Source organism: Paracoccus haeundaensis, assembly GCF_006239215.1.
In the GTDB taxonomy this organism is placed as follows: Bacteria; Pseudomonadota; Alphaproteobacteria; order Rhodobacterales; family Rhodobacteraceae; genus Paracoccus; species Paracoccus marcusii.
Genome location: NZ_VDDC01000011.1, coordinates 115,978 through 135,123 on the forward strand (window position 1 = coordinate 115,978; position 19,146 = coordinate 135,123).

At 70.6% G+C, this 19,146-nt stretch carries 18 protein-coding genes; 6 read left to right on the forward strand and 12 right to left on the reverse strand.

Annotated features, from left to right (window positions below; genetic code table 11):
- Positions 1–51: 51 nt before the first annotated feature.
- Positions 52–606, reverse strand: a complete 555-nt coding sequence (hslV, locus tag FHD67_RS07115; protein WP_046000500.1) for an ATP-dependent protease subunit HslV — start codon at positions 604–606, stop codon at positions 52–54.
- 99 nt (positions 607–705) lie between these two features.
- Between hslV and FHD67_RS07120 the strand changes: the two genes are divergently transcribed.
- Positions 706–1,605 carry a hypothetical protein gene (locus tag FHD67_RS07120; protein ID WP_139598297.1) on the forward strand — a complete coding sequence of 300 codons (900 nt, stop codon included), beginning with the start codon at positions 706–708 and terminating at the stop codon, positions 1,603–1,605.
- 33 nt (positions 1,606–1,638) lie between these two features.
- On the opposite strand, the gene trxA is transcribed toward FHD67_RS07120, so the two are convergent.
- From trxA to tsaE, 5 genes are all read right to left on the reverse strand, one after another.
- Complete coding sequence (trxA, locus tag FHD67_RS07125) at positions 1,639–1,959, reverse strand: thioredoxin (RefSeq protein WP_046000498.1); 321 nt, start codon at positions 1,957–1,959, stop codon at positions 1,639–1,641.
- Between the two features lie 81 nt (positions 1,960–2,040).
- Positions 2,041–5,412 (reverse strand): double-strand break repair helicase AddA, encoded by a 3,372-nt coding sequence (addA, locus tag FHD67_RS07130; protein ID WP_246071255.1) that lies wholly within the window; start codon positions 5,410–5,412, stop codon positions 2,041–2,043.
- Positions 5,405–8,353, reverse strand: a complete 2,949-nt coding sequence (addB, locus tag FHD67_RS07135) for a double-strand break repair protein AddB (RefSeq protein WP_046000496.1) — start codon at positions 8,351–8,353, stop codon at positions 5,405–5,407. Before addB ends, addA begins: the two co-directional genes overlap by 8 nt.
- Entirely contained in the window at positions 8,346–9,011 is a 666-nt protein-coding gene (locus tag FHD67_RS07140) for a nucleotidyltransferase family protein (protein ID WP_232303321.1), read from the reverse strand. Before FHD67_RS07140 ends, addB begins: the two co-directional genes overlap by 8 nt.
- Entirely contained in the window at positions 8,999–10,375 is a 1,377-nt protein-coding gene (gene tsaE, locus FHD67_RS07145) for a tRNA (adenosine(37)-N6)-threonylcarbamoyltransferase complex ATPase subunit type 1 TsaE (RefSeq protein WP_046000495.1), read from the reverse strand. Before tsaE ends, FHD67_RS07140 begins: the two co-directional genes overlap by 13 nt.
- A 99-nt stretch (positions 10,376–10,474) precedes the next feature.
- On the opposite strand from tsaE, the gene FHD67_RS07150 reads away from it, so the two are divergent.
- Positions 10,475–11,074: an SH3 domain-containing protein gene (locus FHD67_RS07150; RefSeq protein WP_046000494.1), complete on the forward strand. Its 600-nt coding sequence runs from the start codon at positions 10,475–10,477 to the stop codon at positions 11,072–11,074.
- On the opposite strand, the gene dapB is transcribed toward FHD67_RS07150, so the two are convergent.
- On the reverse strand, positions 11,065–11,904 hold the full coding sequence (gene dapB / locus FHD67_RS07155; protein ID WP_046000493.1) for a 4-hydroxy-tetrahydrodipicolinate reductase: 840 nt from the start codon (positions 11,902–11,904) through the stop codon (positions 11,065–11,067). The genes FHD67_RS07150 and dapB overlap by 10 nt on opposite strands.
- A gap of 72 nt (positions 11,905–11,976) precedes the next feature.
- Here dapB and rbfA point away from each other — a divergent pair, with 72 nt between their 5' ends.
- The 3 genes from rbfA to truB are packed head-to-tail and all read left to right on the forward strand — an operon-like array spanning position 11,977 to position 14,089.
- A complete protein-coding gene (gene rbfA / locus FHD67_RS07160; RefSeq protein WP_139598299.1) occupies positions 11,977–12,396 on the forward strand; it encodes a 30S ribosome-binding factor RbfA in 420 nt (139 codons plus the stop codon).
- Complete coding sequence (locus FHD67_RS07165; protein WP_045981950.1) at positions 12,386–13,135, forward strand: phosphodiester glycosidase family protein; 750 nt, start codon at positions 12,386–12,388, stop codon at positions 13,133–13,135. Before rbfA ends, FHD67_RS07165 begins: the two co-directional genes overlap by 11 nt.
- Positions 13,136–13,195: 60 nt before the next feature.
- A complete protein-coding gene (gene truB / locus FHD67_RS07170; RefSeq protein ID WP_046000492.1) occupies positions 13,196–14,089 on the forward strand; it encodes a tRNA pseudouridine(55) synthase TruB in 894 nt (297 codons plus the stop codon).
- Here truB and FHD67_RS07175 read toward each other — a convergent pair.
- From FHD67_RS07175 to FHD67_RS07185, 3 genes are read right to left on the reverse strand one after another with little or no spacing between them, the layout of a single operon-like run.
- Positions 14,079–14,903 (reverse strand): C40 family peptidase, encoded by an 825-nt coding sequence (locus tag FHD67_RS07175; RefSeq protein WP_046000491.1) that lies wholly within the window; start codon positions 14,901–14,903, stop codon positions 14,079–14,081. The genes truB and FHD67_RS07175 overlap by 11 nt on opposite strands.
- Positions 14,903–16,273, reverse strand: coding sequence for a leucyl aminopeptidase family protein (locus tag FHD67_RS07180; RefSeq protein ID WP_046000490.1), 1,371 nt, complete (start codon positions 16,271–16,273; stop codon positions 14,903–14,905). Before FHD67_RS07180 ends, FHD67_RS07175 begins: the two co-directional genes overlap by 1 nt.
- 57 nt (positions 16,274–16,330) lie before the next feature.
- Positions 16,331–16,708, reverse strand: a complete 378-nt coding sequence (locus FHD67_RS07185; RefSeq protein WP_139598300.1) for a hypothetical protein — start codon at positions 16,706–16,708, stop codon at positions 16,331–16,333.
- Positions 16,709–16,848: 140 nt separating this feature from the next.
- Between FHD67_RS07185 and FHD67_RS07190 the strand changes: the two genes are divergently transcribed.
- Positions 16,849–17,496 (forward strand): carbonic anhydrase, encoded by a 648-nt coding sequence (locus tag FHD67_RS07190; RefSeq protein WP_046000489.1) that lies wholly within the window; start codon positions 16,849–16,851, stop codon positions 17,494–17,496.
- Between the two features lie 22 nt (positions 17,497–17,518).
- Here the strand turns inward: FHD67_RS07190 and FHD67_RS07195 are convergent, their stop codons facing one another.
- Entirely contained in the window at positions 17,519–18,118 is a 600-nt protein-coding gene (locus tag FHD67_RS07195) for a DedA family protein (protein WP_045981956.1), read from the reverse strand.
- Between the two features lie 3 nt (positions 18,119–18,121).
- On the reverse strand, positions 18,122–19,144 hold the full coding sequence (locus FHD67_RS07200; protein WP_045981957.1) for an aspartate-semialdehyde dehydrogenase: 1,023 nt from the start codon (positions 19,142–19,144) through the stop codon (positions 18,122–18,124).
- Positions 19,145–19,146 lie beyond the last annotated feature (2 nt).

A 19,146-nucleotide genomic window follows, 5' to 3' on the forward strand; every position in this document is an offset into this window, starting at 1 on the left:
GGGGTCCGGCGCCGTGCACCGCGCGCCCCTTCTTCTTTGTCCAAATACCCATCAACCGATGGTTTCGACCGTCAGACGCCCGTTGGTATAGACGCAGATGTCGGCCGCGATCTGCATTGCCTTGCGCGCGATCGCCTCGGCATCCAGATCGCTCTCCAGCAGGCCCCGCGCCGCGGCCAGGGCAAAGTTTCCGCCCGACCCGATGGCCGCCACATCATGTTCGGGCTCCAGCACGTCGCCCGCACCGGTCACCACCAGCAGGTCGGTCCCGTCGGTCACGATCAGCATGGCCTCCAGGTTGCGCAGGTACTTGTCCATGCGCCAATCCTTGGCCAGATCCACGCAGGCGCGCTGCAGCTGACCGGGCGCGGCCTCCAGCTTCTTCTCCAGCCGTTCCAGCAGGGTGAAGGCATCGGCGGTCGATCCGGCAAAGCCCACGACCACGTCGCGCCCGCCGGGGGTCAGGCGGCGCACCTTGCGCGCGCTGCCCTTCATCACGGTCGGACCGACGCTGACCTGCCCATCGCCCGCGACGACCACCTTGCCGCCCCGGCGGACCGCCAGGATCGTGGTGCCATGCCAGCCGGGAAACTTGTCATCAGCCATTGCGCGCTCCGTTCTGTCTGCGTTGGGGCAGCAGATATGGACGCCCCGCCCGGCTTGCAACCCGTTGAAAACCGTCCGGTCCCCCCCTAGCGTCGCGCCATGAGCGATCTGCTGCTGACCGTATATCTGCATCCGCCCGTCCTGCAGACCGCGCAGGCGGGCAAGCTGGGCATCCTGAACCGCATCCGCGCGCTGCTGGAACCCCGGGGCTGGCAGATCCGCATCGAGCGGTCCGGCCCCGATGCGCGCGCGCAGGCGCCCGACCGCCCCGGCCATGCGCTGTTCAACATGGAACGTCCGACCCATGACCGCGCGCTGACCTTTCGCCTCGCCTATCACTATCCCTACTGGCGGCTGGAGCGGGTGGCCGAACGCTGGCGCTGGCCTATCGCGCAGGCCGCGTTCGATCCCGCCCGGATCGAGGACGGTGCCGCGCACAACTTTGCCCGCCGCCTGCGCGACCGCGTGCTGCCGGGACCGGAGCCGGTGCGAGGCGATCACATCCTGATCCCGCTGCAGGGCCACATCCGCCGCCAGCGCAGCTTTCAGTCGGCCAGCCCCGTCCAGATGATCCGCGCCGCCGCCCGCACGGGCCGGCCCTGCATCGCGACCCTGCACCCCAAGGAGGTCTATGACGATGCCGACCGCGCGGCCTTGGACCGCCTGGCCCGCGATCATCCGAACCTGACCATTGGCGGCGACACGGGCGCGCGCCTGCGCGACTGCGCCTTCGTCGTGACCCAGAACAGCGGGGTGGGCTTCGACGGGCTGATCCTGGGCAAGCCGGTCGTGCTGTTTGCCTTGTCGGATTATCATCACGTCACGCTGGACGCGGGGCACCTGGGCGCCGACCGCGCCGTGGCGATGGCGGCGGACCACGCACCCCCGACCGCGAAGTTCCTGGACTGGTTCCTGCGCCGCACCAGCCTGGACATGATGGCGCCCGATGCCGACGACCGCCTGCTGGCGGCCATGAAAAAAGGCGGCTGGCCCGTCTGAGGGGCCGCCGCCTTTCGCACAAATCAGTCAGAATCAGACGGATTCGTCGATCCAGCTTTTCAGCGCGGCCTTGGGAGCGGCGCCCATGCGGTTCGACACAACCTCTCCGCCCTTGAACATGAACAGCGCGGGGATGCCGCGCACGCCCAGGGCCGCGGCCTGTTCGGGGTTCTCGTCGACGTTGATCTTCACGATCTTGACCTTGCCCGCGTATTCGTCGGACAGCTCTTCCAGGGCGGGGCCGATCTGCTTGCACGGACCGCACCATTCGGCCCAGAAATCGACGATCACGGGGGTGTCGGCCTGACGCACTTCGGCGTCGAATTCAGCGTCGTTCACATGCACGGTGGCCATGTTCGGGCTCCTTTTGGGGATGGGCCGGACGGGCCGGCAGGTCGGGTTCTGTCCAACAGGTATGGGCCGCATGGGGACGGGTCAAGGGGCAGGGGTCGCCTTGACCAACCCCGCCATCACCCGGTCCAGCAGCGCATCGGGCAGCGTCATCAGGCTGCGCGTCGCCGTCCACAGCACCGCCATGCGGATCGGGCGGTCCGGCCAGATGCCCCGCAGCGCCGTGCGATAGGCCGCCATCTGCCGCAGGATGCCCTCCGGCACGGCATCGGCATCCTGTGGCACGTCGGCATTGGTCTTGTAGTCGACGGCCGTGATCAGCGCGTCGGTCACCACCAGCCGGTCGATCACCCCGTTCAGCGTCCCCAGGCCTGCGACGGGCGCGGTCAGCGCGACCTCGGACAGGATGCGGGCGCCCTCTCCGGGCTGCAGAACCTGCGTCAGGGCCGGCGCGGACAGGACCGCGTGGGCCTCGTCCAGCAGGTCGGCCATGTCGGGGGCGTCGGGCAGGCCGCCTTCGGCCCCCGACAGGATCGCACGGGCGATGCGCGGCCAGCCGGATGCGGGATGGGCGGGCAGATGCTCCAGCAGCAGGTGCAGCCGCGTGCCGCGCAGCATCGCGGCGTCGCGGTCGCCCGCGCTGGTTCCGGCCAGCACCTTGGCGCCGCCCAGCCCGCTGGCCGTCACCGGGCCTACGAAGTCAGGCGCGGGCGGGGCCATCCGCAGCGCCCAGTCCGGCGCCGCGACCGGCACGGCCGCATCGGGGGCTGGGCTTTCGGCCTCTGCCGGCCAGTCGCCCCAGGACAGGCGCAGCCCGGTGCCGACGCCTTCGATCGGCAGGTCCTGACGCGTCAGCGCGGTGCGGCCCGCGCCTTCGGCGACCATCGCGTGCCAGCTGTCCAGCCCCTCGCCCGTGTCGCCAGCTGCGGCCACGATCAGCCAGCTTTCGGCCCGCGTCATCGCGACATACAGCAGGCGCCGCCGCTCCTCCTCCTGCCGCCGCTGCCATTCGGCGACGGCCATCGCGACCGCGTCGCAGCGTTCGGGCGCGGCGCCGCGCCAGACCGGCATGTCGTCCAGACGCACCAGCGCCTGGCGGTTGTTGGGCTTGCGGACCTGGGTTTCGGGCAGGATCACCACGGGGCTTTCCAGGCCCTTCGACCCGTGCACCGTCATCACCCGGATCAGACCGCCCGCGCCACCGGGCAACTGTCGCTTCACCTCGACCTCGTCCTGGGCCAGCCAGACCAGAAAGCCGGTCAGGGACGGGGTTTCCACCTGCTCATAGGCCAGGGCCTGGGACATCAGCTCGTCGATGCCGTCCACGGCCTCGGGACCAAGGCGGGCCAACAGGGCGGCGCGGCCGCCATGGCGGGTCAGCAGCCGGGCGATCAGGTCGTGCGGGCGCAGATAGTCGGCCTGTCCGGCCAGGTCGTTCAGCACCGCCTGTGCGTCCACGTGGGACGATTCGCGCAGGCGCATCCACAGGTATTCGCGCGACCGTCGGCCATGGGCCAGGCGGTACAGGTCGTCTTCGGACAGCCCGAACAGCGGAGAGCGCAGCGCGGCCGCCAGCGACAGGTCGTCCTCGGGCGTGGCCAGCACCGACAGGGTGGCGATGATGTCGCGCACGGCCAGCTCGCCCGCCAGGCGCAGGCGGTCGGCCCCCGCCACCGGCAGGCCCGCCGATTTCAGCGCCGCGATCAGCGCCGCGAACAGCGTGCCGCGCCGCTGGACCAGGATCTGGATGTCGCCCGCATGCAGGGGCCGCGGCTGGCCCGATTTCGCGTCGATGATGGGACTGCCCAGCATCGCACGGATCTGGATCGCGACATGGCGGGCCAGCTGCGTGTCGGCGTCGTTTTCGGACGGCGCATCGACCGGGCGGGTCCAGTCCTCGGGGTCGGTCTTGTCGGGCTTGGGCAGCGCGGGCCAGATGTCCACGCGGCCGGGCAGGGCCGCCTTGAAGGCCACGTGCCGTGGCGGATCGCCCAGGCCCGTCGCGGCCTCTCCCTGGAACACCGCGTCGACCAGCGCCAGCACGGCGGGCGACGACCGAAAGCTGTGGGCCAACCCGCGCTGCTGCATGGGCGCCTGCACGGCCTGGAAATCGGCGGCGAAGCGGTCGCGCATCGCCTCGAACACGGTGATGTCGGCACCCTGGAACGAATAGATCGACTGTTTCGGATCGCCCACCACGAACAGCGTGCGGGGCCGGTCATGTGCGCCGGCGCCGCTGGTGAATTCGTCGGTCAGGCGGCGGATCACCCGCCACTGGCCAGGGCTTGTGTCCTGCGCCTCGTCGACCAGGATATGGTCGATGCCGCCGTCCAGACGCCACAGCACCCATTGCGCCATGCTGGATTCCTCCAGCAGCGCGGCGGTGCGGCCGATCAGGTCGTCGAAATCCAGCCAGCCCTGCGCCGCCTTGGCCGCGTTCATGCGCGCCGCGAAGGCATGCCCGAACCGGTGCAGCGCCAGCGTGCGTTCCGCCGCCGCCAGGGCCAGCGCCTGCGGGCGGGCCAGTTCGACCCGCTCCATCAGGGCGTCCAGATCGTCCATGAAGGGGGCGCAGGGGCCGGTGGCCATGGCCTTGGTCGGGATCTTGCCGGTCTTGGCGCCGAACGGCACCTTGGCGCTGCCGCCGAACAGCAGGCACCCGAACAGGCGGGACAGGTCGTCCATGCCGGGATCGCGCCAGTTCACCTGCGCCAGCGCCTCGGCCAGCTTGACGTCATTGGCGGAACTGCCCCGCAGCGGCGGAATCATCGCATCGGCCAGATCACCTTCGCCGCCGGTGAAGACCCCGGCCAGCAGGCTGTCCGCCGTCAGGCCGGGGGGCAGGTCCAGCGCGGCCCAGATCGCCGCCGCGTCGGGGGCGTCCGCGTAATCGGCCAGGGACAGCCCGGCCAGGAACCCGTCCAGGTCGTCGCCCCCCTGAAGGCGGGTCAGGTCCGCGATGGCGGGGTGGGATTCCTCGGCCATCGCCTCGATGATCTCGGCGCGCATGGCGCGGGCGCTGCGGTCGTCCAGTTCCGCGAACCCCATCGGCACCCCGGCTTCCAGCGGAAAGCGGCGCAGGACGGCAGCGCAAAAGCTGTGGATCGTCTGCACCTTGAGGCCGCCCGGCGTCTCGATCGCGCGGGCGAACAGGCGCCGCGCGGCGGGCAGGTCGGGGTCACCCCCCTCGCCCAGCTGGGCCAGTTCGGCACGCAGGGCGGATTCGGGCAGCATCGCCCAGGTGCCAAGCCGCGCCAGCAGGCGGTTCTGCATCTCGGTCGCGGCGGCCTTGGTATAGGTCAGGCACAGGATGCGTTCGGGCGGCGTCCCCGCCAACAGCAGCCGCGCGACCCGGTCGGTCAGCACGCGGGTCTTGCCCGACCCGGCATTGGCCGTCAGCCAGGTCGAGCGCAGCGGATCGGCCGCCGCGATCTGGTTCAGCGTCGCCTCATCCATGATGATCGCCCACCTTTCGCGGCGCCGCGGCATCGGTCAGCGCCCATTCGCCGTACCGCGCCAGGTGATCGTAATCGCCCGCATAGGACGTGCTTTGGGGCGCACGCATCGCGGTGAACCCGGCCTCTCCGGTCACATAGGACCGCAGCAGGCGGACGAAGCCGTCCCAGGTCTCGGCCTCGATCAGGTCGTCATGCTCGCGCGGGTGGGTCTTGCCCTCTCCGCCCAGCTGGATGTAGCGCAGGCCCGCCACGTCCACAGGGCCAAGCGCGTCGAACCCGCCGCGGCGCGCCATCGCGGCCTCCAGCATCAGCTGCTTGTCGAAATGGCGGATCATCGCGTCGGTCGGCGGCGTGCCGGACTTGTAGTCATAGACCACGACGCGGTTGTCGGTCAGCAGGTCGATCCGGTCGGGCTTGGCGGTCAGGGTGATGCCCAGGTCCGCCACGGGCACCTTGCCGCGATGCTCCACGACCATCGGCCGCCCCTCGGCCAGGCGGGTCAGCTCGTCCGCGACGATGCGGTCGGCGATCCGCGCGATGCGCGCCGACCAGAAGGCGCGGGCGGCGGGCCAGGGCACCTCGTCCGCCAGCACCCGGTCGGTCAGCGCCAGGAACCGGTCCCTGAGAACCTCGGGCGGGGTGTCGGGGGTGGGACGGCTGTGCAGCAGCGCCTCGACGATGGCATGCAGGGTCTGGCCGCGCAGCGACGCGTCGGGCTGCGGGCGCAGCGGCGGCAGCGCGCGCAGGCCCAGCACGCGCTTGGCATAGACCGCATAGGGGTCGCGGATCAGCAGCGACACGTCCGTCACCGGCAGGTCCGGGAACAGGGGCAGCGGCGGGATGGGCGAGGGGCGCGCCGCCGGGGGTACCGGGGCGGGGGGCCGCGCCACGGCCTGCGCCAGGGCCAGCCATTCCGCGCCGCGCGCCCGCATCCGGGCCAGCGCCTCTGGACCGCCGCGATCCGGCAGCCCGCCCATCAGGTTCAGCATCCGGTTCAGCCAGCGCGACGGGATGGTCTCCGCCTCGGCATCGCGTTTCGCGCGGGTCAGATAGACCCGGTCGGCGGCGACGGCCTGCTGAAAGTCGTGCGCCGCCAGCCCGATCTGGCGTTCGGGCAAGGGCAGGCCCGCGGCGGCACGCATCTGGCGCGACAGCCAGGGGTCGGGCGACAGGGCCTGCGGCCAGCCCCCTTCGTTCAGGCCGGACAGGATCACGGTGCCGTGGCCGTGCAGGCGCGCCTCGCGCGGGCCGTGGATGCGCAGGCAGTGATGCGCCTCGACATCGTCGCGCACCGCCTTGGCCTGCAGTTCGGTGACCAGCAGCGCGCTGAAGTCGCCCGGGCCGATGTCGGGGCCAAGCGCCGCGTGTTCCACCAGATGGTCCAGCACCGCGCGGGCCATCTGCCCGGCCTTGTCCTGCCACAGCTGAGAGCGTTCCGCATCGCCATCCGGTCCCGCCGCCAGGGCCTGGGCCAGGTCCAGCAGGTCGGCCAGCCGATGGGGCAGGGGCCGCGGTGCCCGGTCGCGAGCCACGGCGGTGATGCGCGACAGCATCGCGGCCAGCCATTCCGCCCAGATCTTGCGCGTGCCGTCGCCCTTGGTCGCCCAATCGGCCAGCGCGGCGGCATCGGGAAAGGCCGGGCCGTTCCGGCGCAGCTGCAGTTCCAGCTCGCGCGTCTCGCGCAGCATGTCGTTGCGCCCGATCGCGGTCGATCCGGTCGCGGTCAGCGGATGCTTCAGCAGGATCAGCAGCCGGTCGATGGTCAGCGGCTGACCGAACAGCGCGGCCACCTGGCGCAGGAACAGGCCCGGCGCGGTCAGCGGCAGGGGCCGGCCCGCACTGTCGTCGGGGCGGATGTGCCAACGGTCCAGCGCCGCGGTGACGCGCCGGATCAGGCCGCTGTCGGCCGCGATCAGCGTGACCTGTTCGCCGCCGCGTTCGGCCGCGTCGCGCATGATCAGGGCGATGGTCTCGGCCTCCTGGCCGGGCTGGTCGGCCTCGATCAGGGTCAGATCCGCGGTGGCGGCGATCAGGTCGGGCAGGGCAGGGCCCTCGGCAATCCACTGGTCGGTGACCGGCGCGGGCCGCAGCGCCAGAGAGATCAGCCGGTTGCGCCCGTCCGATGGCGGCCGCACCGCGGTCCAGCGCTGCGGATAGCCCGCCTCCGCGATCAGCGGCGCGAACCGCGCCTGCGGATGATCGTCGGCACGCTCCAGCCCGTCCCAGACCGGGGCGGGCTGGTCGAAATCGAAACCGGGCAGCACCACCGCGCCATTGGGCAGCGCCGCGACCGCCTGCATGTACAACCGCGTCGCCCCGTGCGATCCGGTCGACCCTGCGACGATTACCGGGCCCTGCGGCAGATCGATGCCCTGCGGCCAGTCGCGGGCGGCGGCCTCGGCCGCAGCGCGCTGGCGGGCAGGGCGGTCCTGGGACGGGTCGCCCAAGTGGAACTGGGCCGCGATGCGCAGGAAGGCCAGCGCGTTCTGCCAGTGCCTGGCATGATCGCCGGTGTCGATCGCCTCCAGGTCGGACAGGTCGCGGCCTTCGGTCTGCATCTCGACCATCAGCTGGGACAGGGACTGCGCCAGCACCGGGATCGAATGACCCGCCCCCAGATCGGGACGCAGGGCCAGCATCTGCGCGATCAGCCGCGCCAGTTCCAGCCGCCGCGCCAAGGGCGGCACCGGCGGGTCCGGCATGACCAGGGGCCCCGGATCGACCCCGGTGATCGACCGGATCTGCGGCAGCAGCAGCGGCCCCGCCCTGTCGAAGGCCCGATACAGCGCCCCGCGCGTGGACGCGGCGTTGACGAAGACGGTGACCCCGGCCAGCGCCTCGGGCGGCTGGTCCGCCATCCGCTCCAGCAGGCCCCGCACGAAGGCGTCGGCAAAATCCACGCCGGGGGGCAGCGCGTAAAGACCGCGCATCTCAGCCATCCAGCAGCGCCTCGGCCAGGGGGATGGCGGCGGGATAGCCCACGTCGCACCAGCCGCCGGGATGGATCAGCCCATGCGCGCGCCCGCCCGCGATCATCAGATCCCACAGGCGGTTCAGCGAAAACACTGCATCGCCGATTTCGGCCAGCCGGTCGGTGCGGATGATCTGGGCGCCCGCATAGACATAGTCGCCCCGCCGGCGCAGGCGTCCGCCATCCAGGCTGAAATCGCCCGCCCCCTGCCGCGCCGTGGCCTGCGCCAGCGGCACCAGCGCCAGCAGCGCGTCCATGCGGTCGTCCCACGCCGCCATCAGCGCCGACAGGACGTTCGGCCCGGTCCAGACCACGTCGGGGTTCAGCGTCATCACCGGCCCCGGTCCCAGCAGGGGCAGCGCCTGGCGCAGCCCGCCGCCGGTGTCCAGGATCAGGTCCGGCTCGGCGCTGATCGCGACCTCCTGACCGGCCAGGTGCCGTTCGATCTGATCGCCCAGGTAATGCGTGTTGACCACGATGGGTGCGGCGCCCGCGTCGCGGCCCAGGTCCACCGCGCGGTCCAGCAGGGTGCGGCCCGCAACCTGGATCAACGGTTTCGGCCGGTCGTCGGTCAGCGGACGCATCCGCGTGCCCAGGCCCGCGGCAAAGATCATCAGGGACGGCATCGGGCGATCCTTTCGCGCAGGGCGGCGTCGGGGGCGGGCACGTTCGCCAGCATGGCGCGCAGAGGCGCCAGCGCCGGATGCGCCAGGTCGCGCTGCAGATGCGCCCAGACCCGCGGCATGAAGGCCAGATAGCGCGGCTTGCCGTCCCGGATCGCCAGCCGGGCAAAGACACCCAGGATGCGCAGCGCCCGCTGTGCGCCGATCAAGGCATAGGCCGCGCGGAATGGGGCCTCGGCCAAGCCGGTCGCGGCCAGATAGCGGGCGATCTGTGCCTGTTCCGTGGTCGGGTCCACGTCGCGGCGCGCGTCCTGCAGGGCGGATACCAGGTCATAGGCCGGATGCGCGGCCACCGCGTCCTGATAGTCCAGCAGGCCCAGGGGCGCGTCGCCGCGCCAGACCAGGTTCTCGGCATGGAAATCGCGCAGGCTGATGGCGGGGGGCAGATCGCCGCACAGGCGGTCGTGCAGATCGGCGATCAGCGTAGCCAGGTCCGGCAGGTCGGCCCCCGGATAATAATCGACGAACAGCGCCGCCAGATCGCCCATCGCCGCACCGTCCAGCGGCGCCACGAAAGTGGGGACCCGCTGGCGGTGCAGGTCGACTAGCAGGTCGGTGATGCGGTCATGGATCTGCTGACCCAGATCGGGCCTGTCGGCCAGCACGCGGGCCACCAGATCGTCGCCCAGATCCTCCAGCAGCAGGAACCCCTGATCGGCGTCCTGCGCCAGAACCCTGGGTGCGCCGAACCCGTGGCCGCGCAGCCAGTCGGTCATCGTCAGGAACGGCCCCACGGACCCCGACGGGTCGTCCATCAGCACGCCCACCCCCGGCAGCCGGAAATACCGCCTGGCCGAGGCATCGCCCGCCAGGGGCAGCACCCGCGCGTCGCCATGCCCCGCCGCGACGACGAATGTCGCCCGCGCCGCCAGACGGTCCGCGCCGGGGAACGCCATGTCGATGCGGCGCAGGTCGGGGTCCGGGTCTGCGCCGATCGCGATGGTGATGGCGCCGGGCGGGACGTGGTCCAGCCGGTCGGGCCATTCGATCAGGCAGATCGCGTCCTCCATCGCCTCGTCCAGGCCCAGTTCGGTCAACTCGGACGGGTCGGTCAGGCGGTACAGGTCGGCATGCCAGATCTGCGTGCCCATCGGGTCGTCATAGGTCTGGACCAGTGTGAAGGTGGGGCTGGGCACGTCCTCGGCCGCATCGCCCTGGCGGGCGCGGATGAAGGCGCGGGCGAAATGCGTCTTGCCCGCGCCCACCGGACCGTCCAGCAGGATCGCCGCCGGGGGCGCGATCTGGGCGGCCAGCATCCGGGCCAGGGCTGCGGTCAGGGTCTCGGTGGCGATCAGGCGCGTGTTCATGCCCCGGTTCTAGCCTGTCGCGCGGGCGGGGGAAACAGGGCGTGGATGGACGGCGCGCGCGAATGAGCTAGGCTGGCGGCGAAACCGACCGGAGGCCCCATGCTGCGCACCGCCCTTGTCCTGACGCTGGCCCTGTCGGGGCCGGCACTGGCCACCCAGGAATACATCCTGCCCACCCTGTTCGACGTGGCGCGGGTCGCGGCCGACGACGTGCTGAACATCCGGGCCGAGCCGGATGCCTCCGCGCCGATCATCGGCACGCTGGCCTTTGACGCGACCCACGTCGAGGTGGTCGAGCAGCGCGCCGGCTGGTCGCGCGTCAACACCGGAGAGGGGTCGGGCTGGGTGTCCGACCGCTATCTGGATTACCGCGTCGACGTCTGGCAGGACGGCGCCCTGCCCGCGGCGTTCCAGTGCTTTGGCACCGAGCCGTTCTGGGCCTTCATCCCGCAGGGTGACAGCGTGGTGCTGGGCGGTCCCGACATGCCAGAAGACACGCGCCCCGTCCGGGCGGTCCTGTCCACCGGCATCTTCCGCGACCCGACCCGCGCGGTGGTGGCCGATGGGCTGACCCTGACCGCCATCCCGCAGCTGTGTTCCGACGGCATGTCCGACCGCCTGTTCGGAATGCGCGCGCATGTGGTGATCCACGGCGATACGCCGCGGATGCTGTCGGGGTGCTGCTCGATTCAGCCCTGAAGGCCCAGCACGTCCATCATGTCGTACTGACCCGGCCCCTTGTCCTGACCCCAGACCGCCGCGCGGATTGCGCCCCGGGCAAAGATCGCGCGGTCGGTGGCCAGATGGCGAAGGACGATCCGTTCACCGTCGGCGGCAAAGATCACGTCATGTTCGCCCACCACGTCGCCGCCGCGGATGGCCGCGAAACCGATGCTGCCCGCAGGCCGGGCCCCGGTGATGCCGTCGCGGGCGGGCACGCGCAGGTCGTCCAGCGCGGCGCCGCGTCCCTGGGCCGCGGCTTCTCCCAGCATCAGGGCGGTGCCCGACGGGGCGTCGACCTTGTGGCGGTGATGGCTTTCGACCACCTCGATGTCCCAGTCGGTGCCCAAGGCGGCCGCGACCTTGCGGGTCAGCCCGACCAGCAGGTTCACGCCCAGGCTCATGTTGCCGGCACGGATGATCGGCGCGTGGCGGGCGGCGGCCGCCAGCGCGTCCAGGTGCCGCTGCTCCAGCCCGGTGGTGCCGACGACGTGGACGGCGCGCGCCTGGGCGGTCAGTTCCGCGAATGCCACCGTGGCATCGGGGCTGGTGAAGTCGATCACCGCCTGCGCCTGGGCGATGGCCGTCACCGCGTCGTCGCTGACCGTGACGCCGGCCGGCGCGCCCCCCATCGCGGTGCCGATGTCCTGCCCGATCCAGTCGTGGCCCGCGCGGTCCAGCGCGCCGACCAGCCGCAGGTGGTCGCTGTCCAGGATCAGGCGGATCAGCATCCGGCCCATCCGGCCCGATGCCCCGGTCACCACGACGCCCGGCCGCTGCGGCTGATCGGTGTTCTGCAAATCGCTCATGGTCCACCCCTGTTGGCTTTGGGGCGTGATACAAGGTTGCGGCCCACGCCGCGACCCCCTACATCGGGACGCATGGCACAGAACCGCAATTCCCAAGGTCAGGGCCCCAAGCAGCGCCAGCTGCGCGTGGGCGAACTGATCCGTCGCACCCTCGCCGACGTGCTTGCGCGCGCGGACGTGCACGACCCCGACCTGAACCGTCATTCCATCACCGTGGCCGAGGTGTCGATGTCGACCGACCTCAAGGTGGCGACGGCCTATGTGCTGCCGCTGGGAGGCCGCGACGCGCCCGAGGCGCTGGCCGCGCTGCGCCGCAACACGCCGGAACTGCGCCATCTGGTCGCCAAGGCCATGACGCTGAAACTCGCGCCCGAGCTGCGGTTCCAGCTGGACGAGACCTTCGACCGCATGGACGACACCCGCCGCCTGTTCGAGGACGAGCGCGTGCGCCGCGACGTCGCCGCCCCGGACCGGGACGACGATGACGCCTGATCTGCCGCGTCTGGCGGCGGTGGCGGTCGGAATGCTGGTCGCGATGGCGCTGCCGTCGGGGGCCGCGCAATGCGAACGCGTGGACCATGATGGCCAGGGCTATGTGCTGTGCCAGGTCGAGGCCGCGCAGGAACCCGCCCTGCGGCTGTTCCAAGACGGCCCCGACGGCGCGCCCTTGCGCAATTTTGCCAATGTCCGCCGCACGCTGGACGCGGGTCAGACGCTGTCGTTTGCCATGAATGCGGGCATGTTCCATGCCGATTACCGTCCGGTGGGTCTGCTGGTCGTCGACGGGGTCGAACTGTCGCCCATCGTCACCGGCGCCAGCCGCGACAATTTCGGGATGCTGCCCAACGGCGTCTTCTGCACCGGCGGCGCGCAGCCCTTTCAGGTCATCGAAAGCGTCAGCTTTGCCGAGACGCGCCCCGACTGCCGACTGGCCAGCCAGTCCGGGCCGATGCTGGTCATCGACGGCGATCTGCATCCGCGGTTCCTGGCCGACAGCGACAGCCGCTATATCCGCAACGGGGTCGGCGTGTCGCCCGACGGGCAGACCGCGTGGTTCGCGATCTCGAACAGGCCGGTCACGTTCCACGAATTCGGGCGGTTCTTCCGCGACGGGCTGGGCGTGCGCGATGCGCTTTACTTCGACGGCTCGATCTCGCGGCTCTATGCGCCGTCGGTGAACAGGGCCGATTTCGGGCGCAGCATGGGGCCGATCATCGGCCTGGTCGAGTGACCGGTTGACCCCTGCCCGCCGCGGGTCTATCCCCCGGCCCTTGTTTTTTCAGGAGTGATCATGGCGCGCAAGAAGGGCCGGGACATCAACGGCTGGCTGATCGTGGACAAGCCCGCGGGCGTCAATTCGACCGCGGTCGTGGCCAAGGTGCGTTGGGCGCTGGACGCCAAGAAGGCCGGTCATGCCGGCACGCTGGACCCCGACGCGACCGGCGTCCTGGCCGTCGCCCTGGGCGAGGCCACCAAGACCGTGCCGATCGTCACTGACGCGCTGAAATGCTATGACTTCGTGGTGAACTGGGGGTCCGAGACGACCACCGACGACGCGTCCGGCAGCGTGGTCCGTACCAGCGACGACCGCCCCACCGCGGCGCAGGTCGAGGCGGCGCTGGCGGGCTTTACCGGTGACATCATGCAGGTCCCGCCCGCCTTCTCCGCCGTCATGGTCGAGGGCGAGCGCGCCTATGACCTGGCCCGCGAGGGGGTCGAGATGGAGCTGGCCGCGCGCCCGCTGTGGGTCGACAGCCTGACCCTGCTGGAGGCCAGGGCCGACACCGCCCGCCTTGAGATGGTCTGCGGCAAGGGCGGCTATGTCCGCTCGATCGCGCGCGACCTGGGCCGGGCCTTGGGCTGTCTGGGCCATGTCGCGCATCTGCGCCGCACCTGGTCCGGCCCCTTCGAGGCCAGCGCCGGGGTGGCCTTCGATCGCGTCGACCGTGACGCGCAGGACTGGCTGGAGACGCAGATCCTGCCGTTGGAGACGGGCCTGGCCGACCTGCCCATGCTGCGCGCCACGACCGAAGGCGGCATCCGCATCCGCAACGGCAATCCCGGAGAGGTGACCGGCGGCGCCGAATGGGGCGAGCTGGTCTGGGTCCAGGACGCCAGGGGGCCGGTCTGCATCGGTCGTTATCAGGGCGGCATGGTCCAACCCGACCGGGTGTTCAACCTGTGATGCCACCGGGGCGGTGGGCGCCCAGAAAGGGCCCCTCGCCCGCCGCGTCGATGCGGGCGATGGCGTCGCGGATCGGCTCGAACGTGACGCACATGGTCCAGGCGGTGGCGTGGATCATCAGATCCGCCGACACGGCCATCGCCACATGGCCCGGCCAGAACAGCAGATCGCCCCGCGCGATCGTGTCGGTCGGCGCGAACGTCGCGCGCTGCAGGTCGCTGTCGCCGGGGCAGGCGATGTCGCAGGCGGTCAGCGCGGCCTGCACCAGCCCAGAACAATCGATCCCCGCCCGGCTGTTTCCCCCCCATAGATAGGGTGTGCCCAGCAGGCTTTCCGCGACCGGAACCGGGTCGCCGGCCGGGCCGTCGGCCAGATGCTGGACCGGGACATGGCCGCCGGTCGCCAGCGTGGCAAAGCGGCCCTGGATCTGGGTAACCGACACCCGCGCGCCCAGGGACAGCGAAAACCGCTCGGGCCGCTTCATGTCGGGTTCCAGATAGACATGGGTGGCCGGCGCGGTGACGCGGTGGGTGATGGGCGGCAGGCTGCCGCTCAGCGCGGTGTCGGCGATCCAGCCGCAATAGCCGTCCAGCGCCGCGCGCACAAAGCTCATCCCCGCCTCGCGGTCGATCACCGTCACGTCGGCCCCGAAGTTCAGCTGCCGGTCGCGGCGGCCTTCGGGGGCGTCCAGCAGATCGACCACCGGAATGATCACCCGTGCGGGCTGTCCCGGCACGAAGGACGGCCGGTCCAGGACGCCGCGCAGGCTGTCCAGGGCCACGCGGTCGGTGGCGGGCGTCAGACGGCGGTCCATCAGCGCGCCAAAATCTGCGGCAGCGCGGCAAGGATCGCGCGCGCGCCCTGCCCGACGCCGCCCTTGGGGCGGCCCGGCGCGGCGGTGGGCTGCCAGCCATAGATGTCGAAATGCGCATAGCGTCCCGCGCCCTCGGCAAAGCGGCGCAGGAACAGGGCGGCGGTGATCGACCCGGCCATTCCGCCCGCGGGGGCGTTGTCCAGATCGGCGATGCCGGGTTCGATCAGCGATTCATACGCGTCCCAGAAGGGCATCCGCCAGACCGGGTCGCCGACCTGCATCCCGGCGGCCTGGATCGCGGTCGCGGTCGCGTCGTCGTCGCAGTAAAGCGGGGGCAGGTCGGGACCAAGCGCCACCCGCGCCGCCCCCGTCAGCGTCGCCAGAGAGATCATCAGGTCGGGGCTTTCCTCGGCCGCATAGGTCAGGGCGTCAGCCAGCACCAGGCGACCCTCGGCGTCGGTGTTGTTCACCTCGACCGACAGGCCCTTGCGGCTGGCCAGCACGTCGCCGGGGCGGAAGGCGTTGCCCGCGACGCTGTTCTCGACCGCCGGGATCAGCACCCGCAGGCGCAGGACCGATGCCGCGCCGCTGCGCGCCAGCATCTTGAGCAGGCCAAGCGCGGTCGCGGCCCCGCCCATGTCCTTCTTCATCAGCCCCATCGAGGCGCCGGGTTTCAGGTTCAGCCCGCCGGTGTCAAAGCACACGCCCTTGCCGACGATAGTCAGCATCGGTCCCGCATCGCCAAGGCGGATGTCGATCAGCCGCGGCTCGCAGGCGGCGGCGCGGCCGACCGCGTGGATCAGGGGAAAGTTCTGCTTCAGCAGCTGGCCGCCGCAGATCACCTCGACCCGCGCGCCCAGATCGTTGGCAAGACCGCGCGCGGCGGCCTCCAGCTTGTCGGGGCCCAGATCGCTGGCAGGGGTGTTGATCAGGTCGCGGGTCAGGAATTCGCCCGCGGCGATGGCCAGCAGGCGGTCGGCGTCCACGCCTTCCGGGCAGACCAGCCGCGGCCCCTGGACCGGCGCGCCCTTGTAGCGGGTGAACCGGTACTGGCCCAGCAGCCAGCCAAGCGCCAGCTGATCGGGGTCCAGACCCTGCGGGATGCCGGCCAGATGCCAGTCGCCCTTGGGCAGGGCATGGGCGCGGGCCAGGTGGAACCGGTCGCGGCCGGCCTGCGCCCGCTCTCCCAGGCCCATGATCGCGCCGCGCAGCCCGCCCGACGCATCGGGCAGCAGGCACAGCTGTCCCGCCTTGGCCGCGAACCCGCAGGCCTGGGGCCAGTCGCCCGCATCCTGGGGCAGGGGGTCGCCGGTCCAGACCAGCCATAGCGGCAGGGTGGCATCAGAGGCGGGCGCGAATTCGGGGGTCATGGGCAGGTCCTTGGCAGTTCGGCGCACAGCCTACAGCACCGCGCCCCGACTGCAACCTCAGGCCAGAGCCGTCCGGTCCCAGATCGCCGTCAGCGACCGGTTGCCCACCCGCAGCAGGCGCGCGCGGATCGCGGCCAGCGCCGGCACGTCGCCGCGTTCGGCGGTGCTGCCCAGGTCCATCGCGACGCCGGCCAGCGACAGCAGGCCGATCTGCCAGGCCAGGCGCGACATGCGTTCGGCATGCGCCGCCGCCTGTGCCAGGTCCGCGTCGTCCAGCGCACTGTCCACCGCCGTCAGCGCCGCCGCCAGCTGTTCCAGCGCCAGGCCGATGACATGCTGGGCCGATGTCTCGCCCAGCTCGGCCACGATTTCCGCGACGCGGCGGCTGTCCACGCGGACCGCCTCTGATATGGCCAAAGCCGAAATTTGTGCCATCCGCACCTCCAGGGGATCTGTCCCCGCACGCGCCGACCATGCGGGGCAAGCGGTGAAGAAAGCCTTGAGGCGGGATCAAGAAAAGGCTCGAATTTGTCTCAATCCCGGCCTATCACCCCTGTCAGAAAGCGAGGTGCCAGATGAACGACCTGTCTCCGTTGCCGCAATATCTGGTCAAGCGTTTCCACGGCTGGAAGGCGACGTCCTATGCCGAGAACGCGGCCTGGTTCCGCCGGCTGGCGACCGAAGGACAGCGCCCGCGCGCGATGGTCATCTCCTGCTGCGACAGCCGCGTGCACGTGACCAGCATCTTCGGCGCCGATTCGGGCGAGTTCTTCATTCACCGCAACATTGCCAACCTGGTGCCGGCCTATGCGCCCGACGGGTTGCAGCACGGCACCTCGGCGGCGGTCGAATACGCCGTCACGGCGCTGAAGGTCGCGCATCTGATCGTGGTGGGCCACACCAATTGCGGCGGCGTCAAGGGATGCCACGCGATGTGTTCGGGCGCCGCGCCCGAGCTGGAGGAGAAGACCAGCTTCGTCGGCCGCTGGATGGACATCCTGCGCCCCGGCTATGACCGCGTGAAGGACCTGCCCGAGGCCGAACAGGTCAACGCGCTGGAGCGCGAGGCCGTGCTGGTGTCGCTGGAGAACCTGATGACCTTCCCCTTCGTCCGCGCGGCGGTCGAGTCCGGAGAAATGTCGCTGCACGGTCTGCTGCACGACATCAGCGAAGGCACGCTTTTGCAGGCCGATGACGGCGGCAGGCGGTGGGTGTCGATCTGACACCCGCCCGCCCGGCGCGTCTTCAGGCGTCGGGCCGCCAGCGGATGACCCGCCAGACATACAGCGCGACAAAGCCCAGAACGATCGCCGTGGACAGCGGATCGATCAGGTGGCTGACGGCCTCATAGCCGTTTTCAAGGACATAGCCGGCGATGGCCAGCCCGCCCGTCCAGATGAAGCTGCCGATGGCGGTGAACAGCAGGAACCGCCCCACCGGCATCTGCGCCAGCCCCGCGGGGACCGAGATCAGCGTGCGGATCGTGGGCAGGAAGCGGCCGAAGAAGACCGCGGCCCCGCCATGCCGGGCGAACCAGCCCTCGGCCGAGGTCAGCTCGTTGGGCGTCAGCGTCAGCCAGCGGCCATAGCGGACCACGACGCGGCGCATCCGCGCCGGGCCGTAGGCCACCCCGATCACGTACCAGAACCACGCGCCCAGGGTCGATCCGACCCCGCCCGCCAGGATCGCCAGCCACAGGGGCGTGCCGCCGCGGGCGGCGTTGAACCCCGCCAGCGGCATGATCAGTTCCGACGGGATCGGCGGAAAGATGTTTTCCAGCAGCATCAGGGCAAAGATTGCCCAGGCCCCTCCGCTTTCCAGCAGGCCGGTGATCCATTCGAACAAGGATCAGCCTTTCTTCAGGATGCGGTTGCCCAGCAGTTCGGCGATCTGCACCGCGTTCAGCGCCGCACCCTTGCGCAGGTTGTCGCTGACGCACCACAGGTTCAGGCCGTTCTCGACCGTGCCGTCCTGGCGGATGCGGCTGACATAGGTGGCGTATTCCCCCACGCATTCGACGGGGGTGATGTAGCCGCCGGGTTCGCGCTTGTCGATCACCATGACGCCGGGCGCCTCGCGCAGGATGTCGCGGGCCTCGTCCTCGTCCAGGAAATCCTCGAACTCGATGTTGATCGATTCCGAATGGCCGACGAAGACGGGGACGCGGACGCAGGTCGCGGTGACCTTGATCGACTTGTCCATGATCTTCTTGGTCTCGGCGACCATCTTCCATTCTTCCTTGGTCGCGCCGTCTTCCATGAAGACGTCGATCTGGGGGATCACGTTAAAGGCGATCTGCTTCTGGAACTTCTTGGGTTCCTTTTCCTGACCCGGCACGTACATGCCCTTGGTCTGGTCCCACAGTTCGTCCATGCCCTCCTTGCCCGCGCCGCTGACCGACTGGTAGGTCGAGACGACGACGCGCTTGATGCGGGCGCGGTCATGCAGGGGCTTGAGCGCGACGACCATCTGCGCGGTCGAGCAGTTGGGGTTCGCGATGATGTTCTTTTTCGCATAGCCCTGGATCGCGTCGGGGTTCACCTCGGGCACGATCAGCGGCACGTCGGCGTCGTAGCGATAGAGCGAGGAGTTATCGATCACCACGCAGCCCGCGGCCGCGGCCTTGGGGGCGTGGATCTTGGTCGCATCCGATCCGATGGCAAACAGTGCGATGTCCCAGCCGGTCCAGTCGAACTGCTCGATGTCCTTGATCTTCAAAGTCTTGTCGCCAAAGCTGACCTCGGTGCCCTGGCTGCGGCGGGACGCCAGCACGGCGATCTCGTCCACGGGGAACTGGCGTTCGTCCAGGATGTTCAGCATTTCGCGGCCCACATTGCCCGTGGCGCCGGCGACGACGACTTTGTAACCCATTT

What these genes read in the sequence shown, in the direction of transcription:
- hslV (WP_046000500.1), bottom strand. Translation starts at nt 606, where the DNA reads ATGGCTGATGACAAGTTTCCCGGCTGGCATGGCACCACGATCCTGGCG.
- FHD67_RS07120 (WP_139598297.1), top strand. Translation starts at nt 706, where the DNA reads ATGAGCGATCTGCTGCTGACCGTATATCTGCATCCGCCCGTCCTGCAG.
- trxA (WP_046000498.1), bottom strand. Translation starts at nt 1,959, where the DNA reads ATGGCCACCGTGCATGTGAACGACGCTGAATTCGACGCCGAAGTGCGT.
- addA (WP_246071255.1), bottom strand. Translation starts at nt 5,412, where the DNA reads ATGGATGAGGCGACGCTGAACCAGATCGCGGCGGCCGATCCGCTGCGC.
- addB (WP_046000496.1), bottom strand. Translation starts at nt 8,353, where the DNA reads ATGGCTGAGATGCGCGGTCTTTACGCGCTGCCCCCCGGCGTGGATTTT.
- FHD67_RS07140 (WP_232303321.1), bottom strand. Translation starts at nt 9,011, where the DNA reads ATGCCGTCCCTGATGATCTTTGCCGCGGGCCTGGGCACGCGGATGCGT.
- tsaE (WP_046000495.1), bottom strand. Translation starts at nt 10,375, where the DNA reads ATGAACACGCGCCTGATCGCCACCGAGACCCTGACCGCAGCCCTGGCC.
- FHD67_RS07150 (WP_046000494.1), top strand. Translation starts at nt 10,475, where the DNA reads ATGCTGCGCACCGCCCTTGTCCTGACGCTGGCCCTGTCGGGGCCGGCA.
- dapB (WP_046000493.1), bottom strand. Translation starts at nt 11,904, where the DNA reads ATGAGCGATTTGCAGAACACCGATCAGCCGCAGCGGCCGGGCGTCGTG.
- rbfA (WP_139598299.1), top strand. Translation starts at nt 11,977, where the DNA reads ATGGCACAGAACCGCAATTCCCAAGGTCAGGGCCCCAAGCAGCGCCAG.
- FHD67_RS07165 (WP_045981950.1), top strand. Translation starts at nt 12,386, where the DNA reads ATGACGCCTGATCTGCCGCGTCTGGCGGCGGTGGCGGTCGGAATGCTG.
- truB (WP_046000492.1), top strand. Translation starts at nt 13,196, where the DNA reads ATGGCGCGCAAGAAGGGCCGGGACATCAACGGCTGGCTGATCGTGGAC.
- FHD67_RS07175 (WP_046000491.1), bottom strand. Translation starts at nt 14,903, where the DNA reads ATGGACCGCCGTCTGACGCCCGCCACCGACCGCGTGGCCCTGGACAGC.
- FHD67_RS07180 (WP_046000490.1), bottom strand. Translation starts at nt 16,273, where the DNA reads ATGACCCCCGAATTCGCGCCCGCCTCTGATGCCACCCTGCCGCTATGG.
- FHD67_RS07185 (WP_139598300.1), bottom strand. Translation starts at nt 16,708, where the DNA reads ATGGCACAAATTTCGGCTTTGGCCATATCAGAGGCGGTCCGCGTGGAC.
- FHD67_RS07190 (WP_046000489.1), top strand. Translation starts at nt 16,849, where the DNA reads ATGAACGACCTGTCTCCGTTGCCGCAATATCTGGTCAAGCGTTTCCAC.
- FHD67_RS07200 (WP_045981957.1), bottom strand. Translation starts at nt 19,144, where the DNA reads ATGGGTTACAAAGTCGTCGTCGCCGGCGCCACGGGCAATGTGGGCCGC.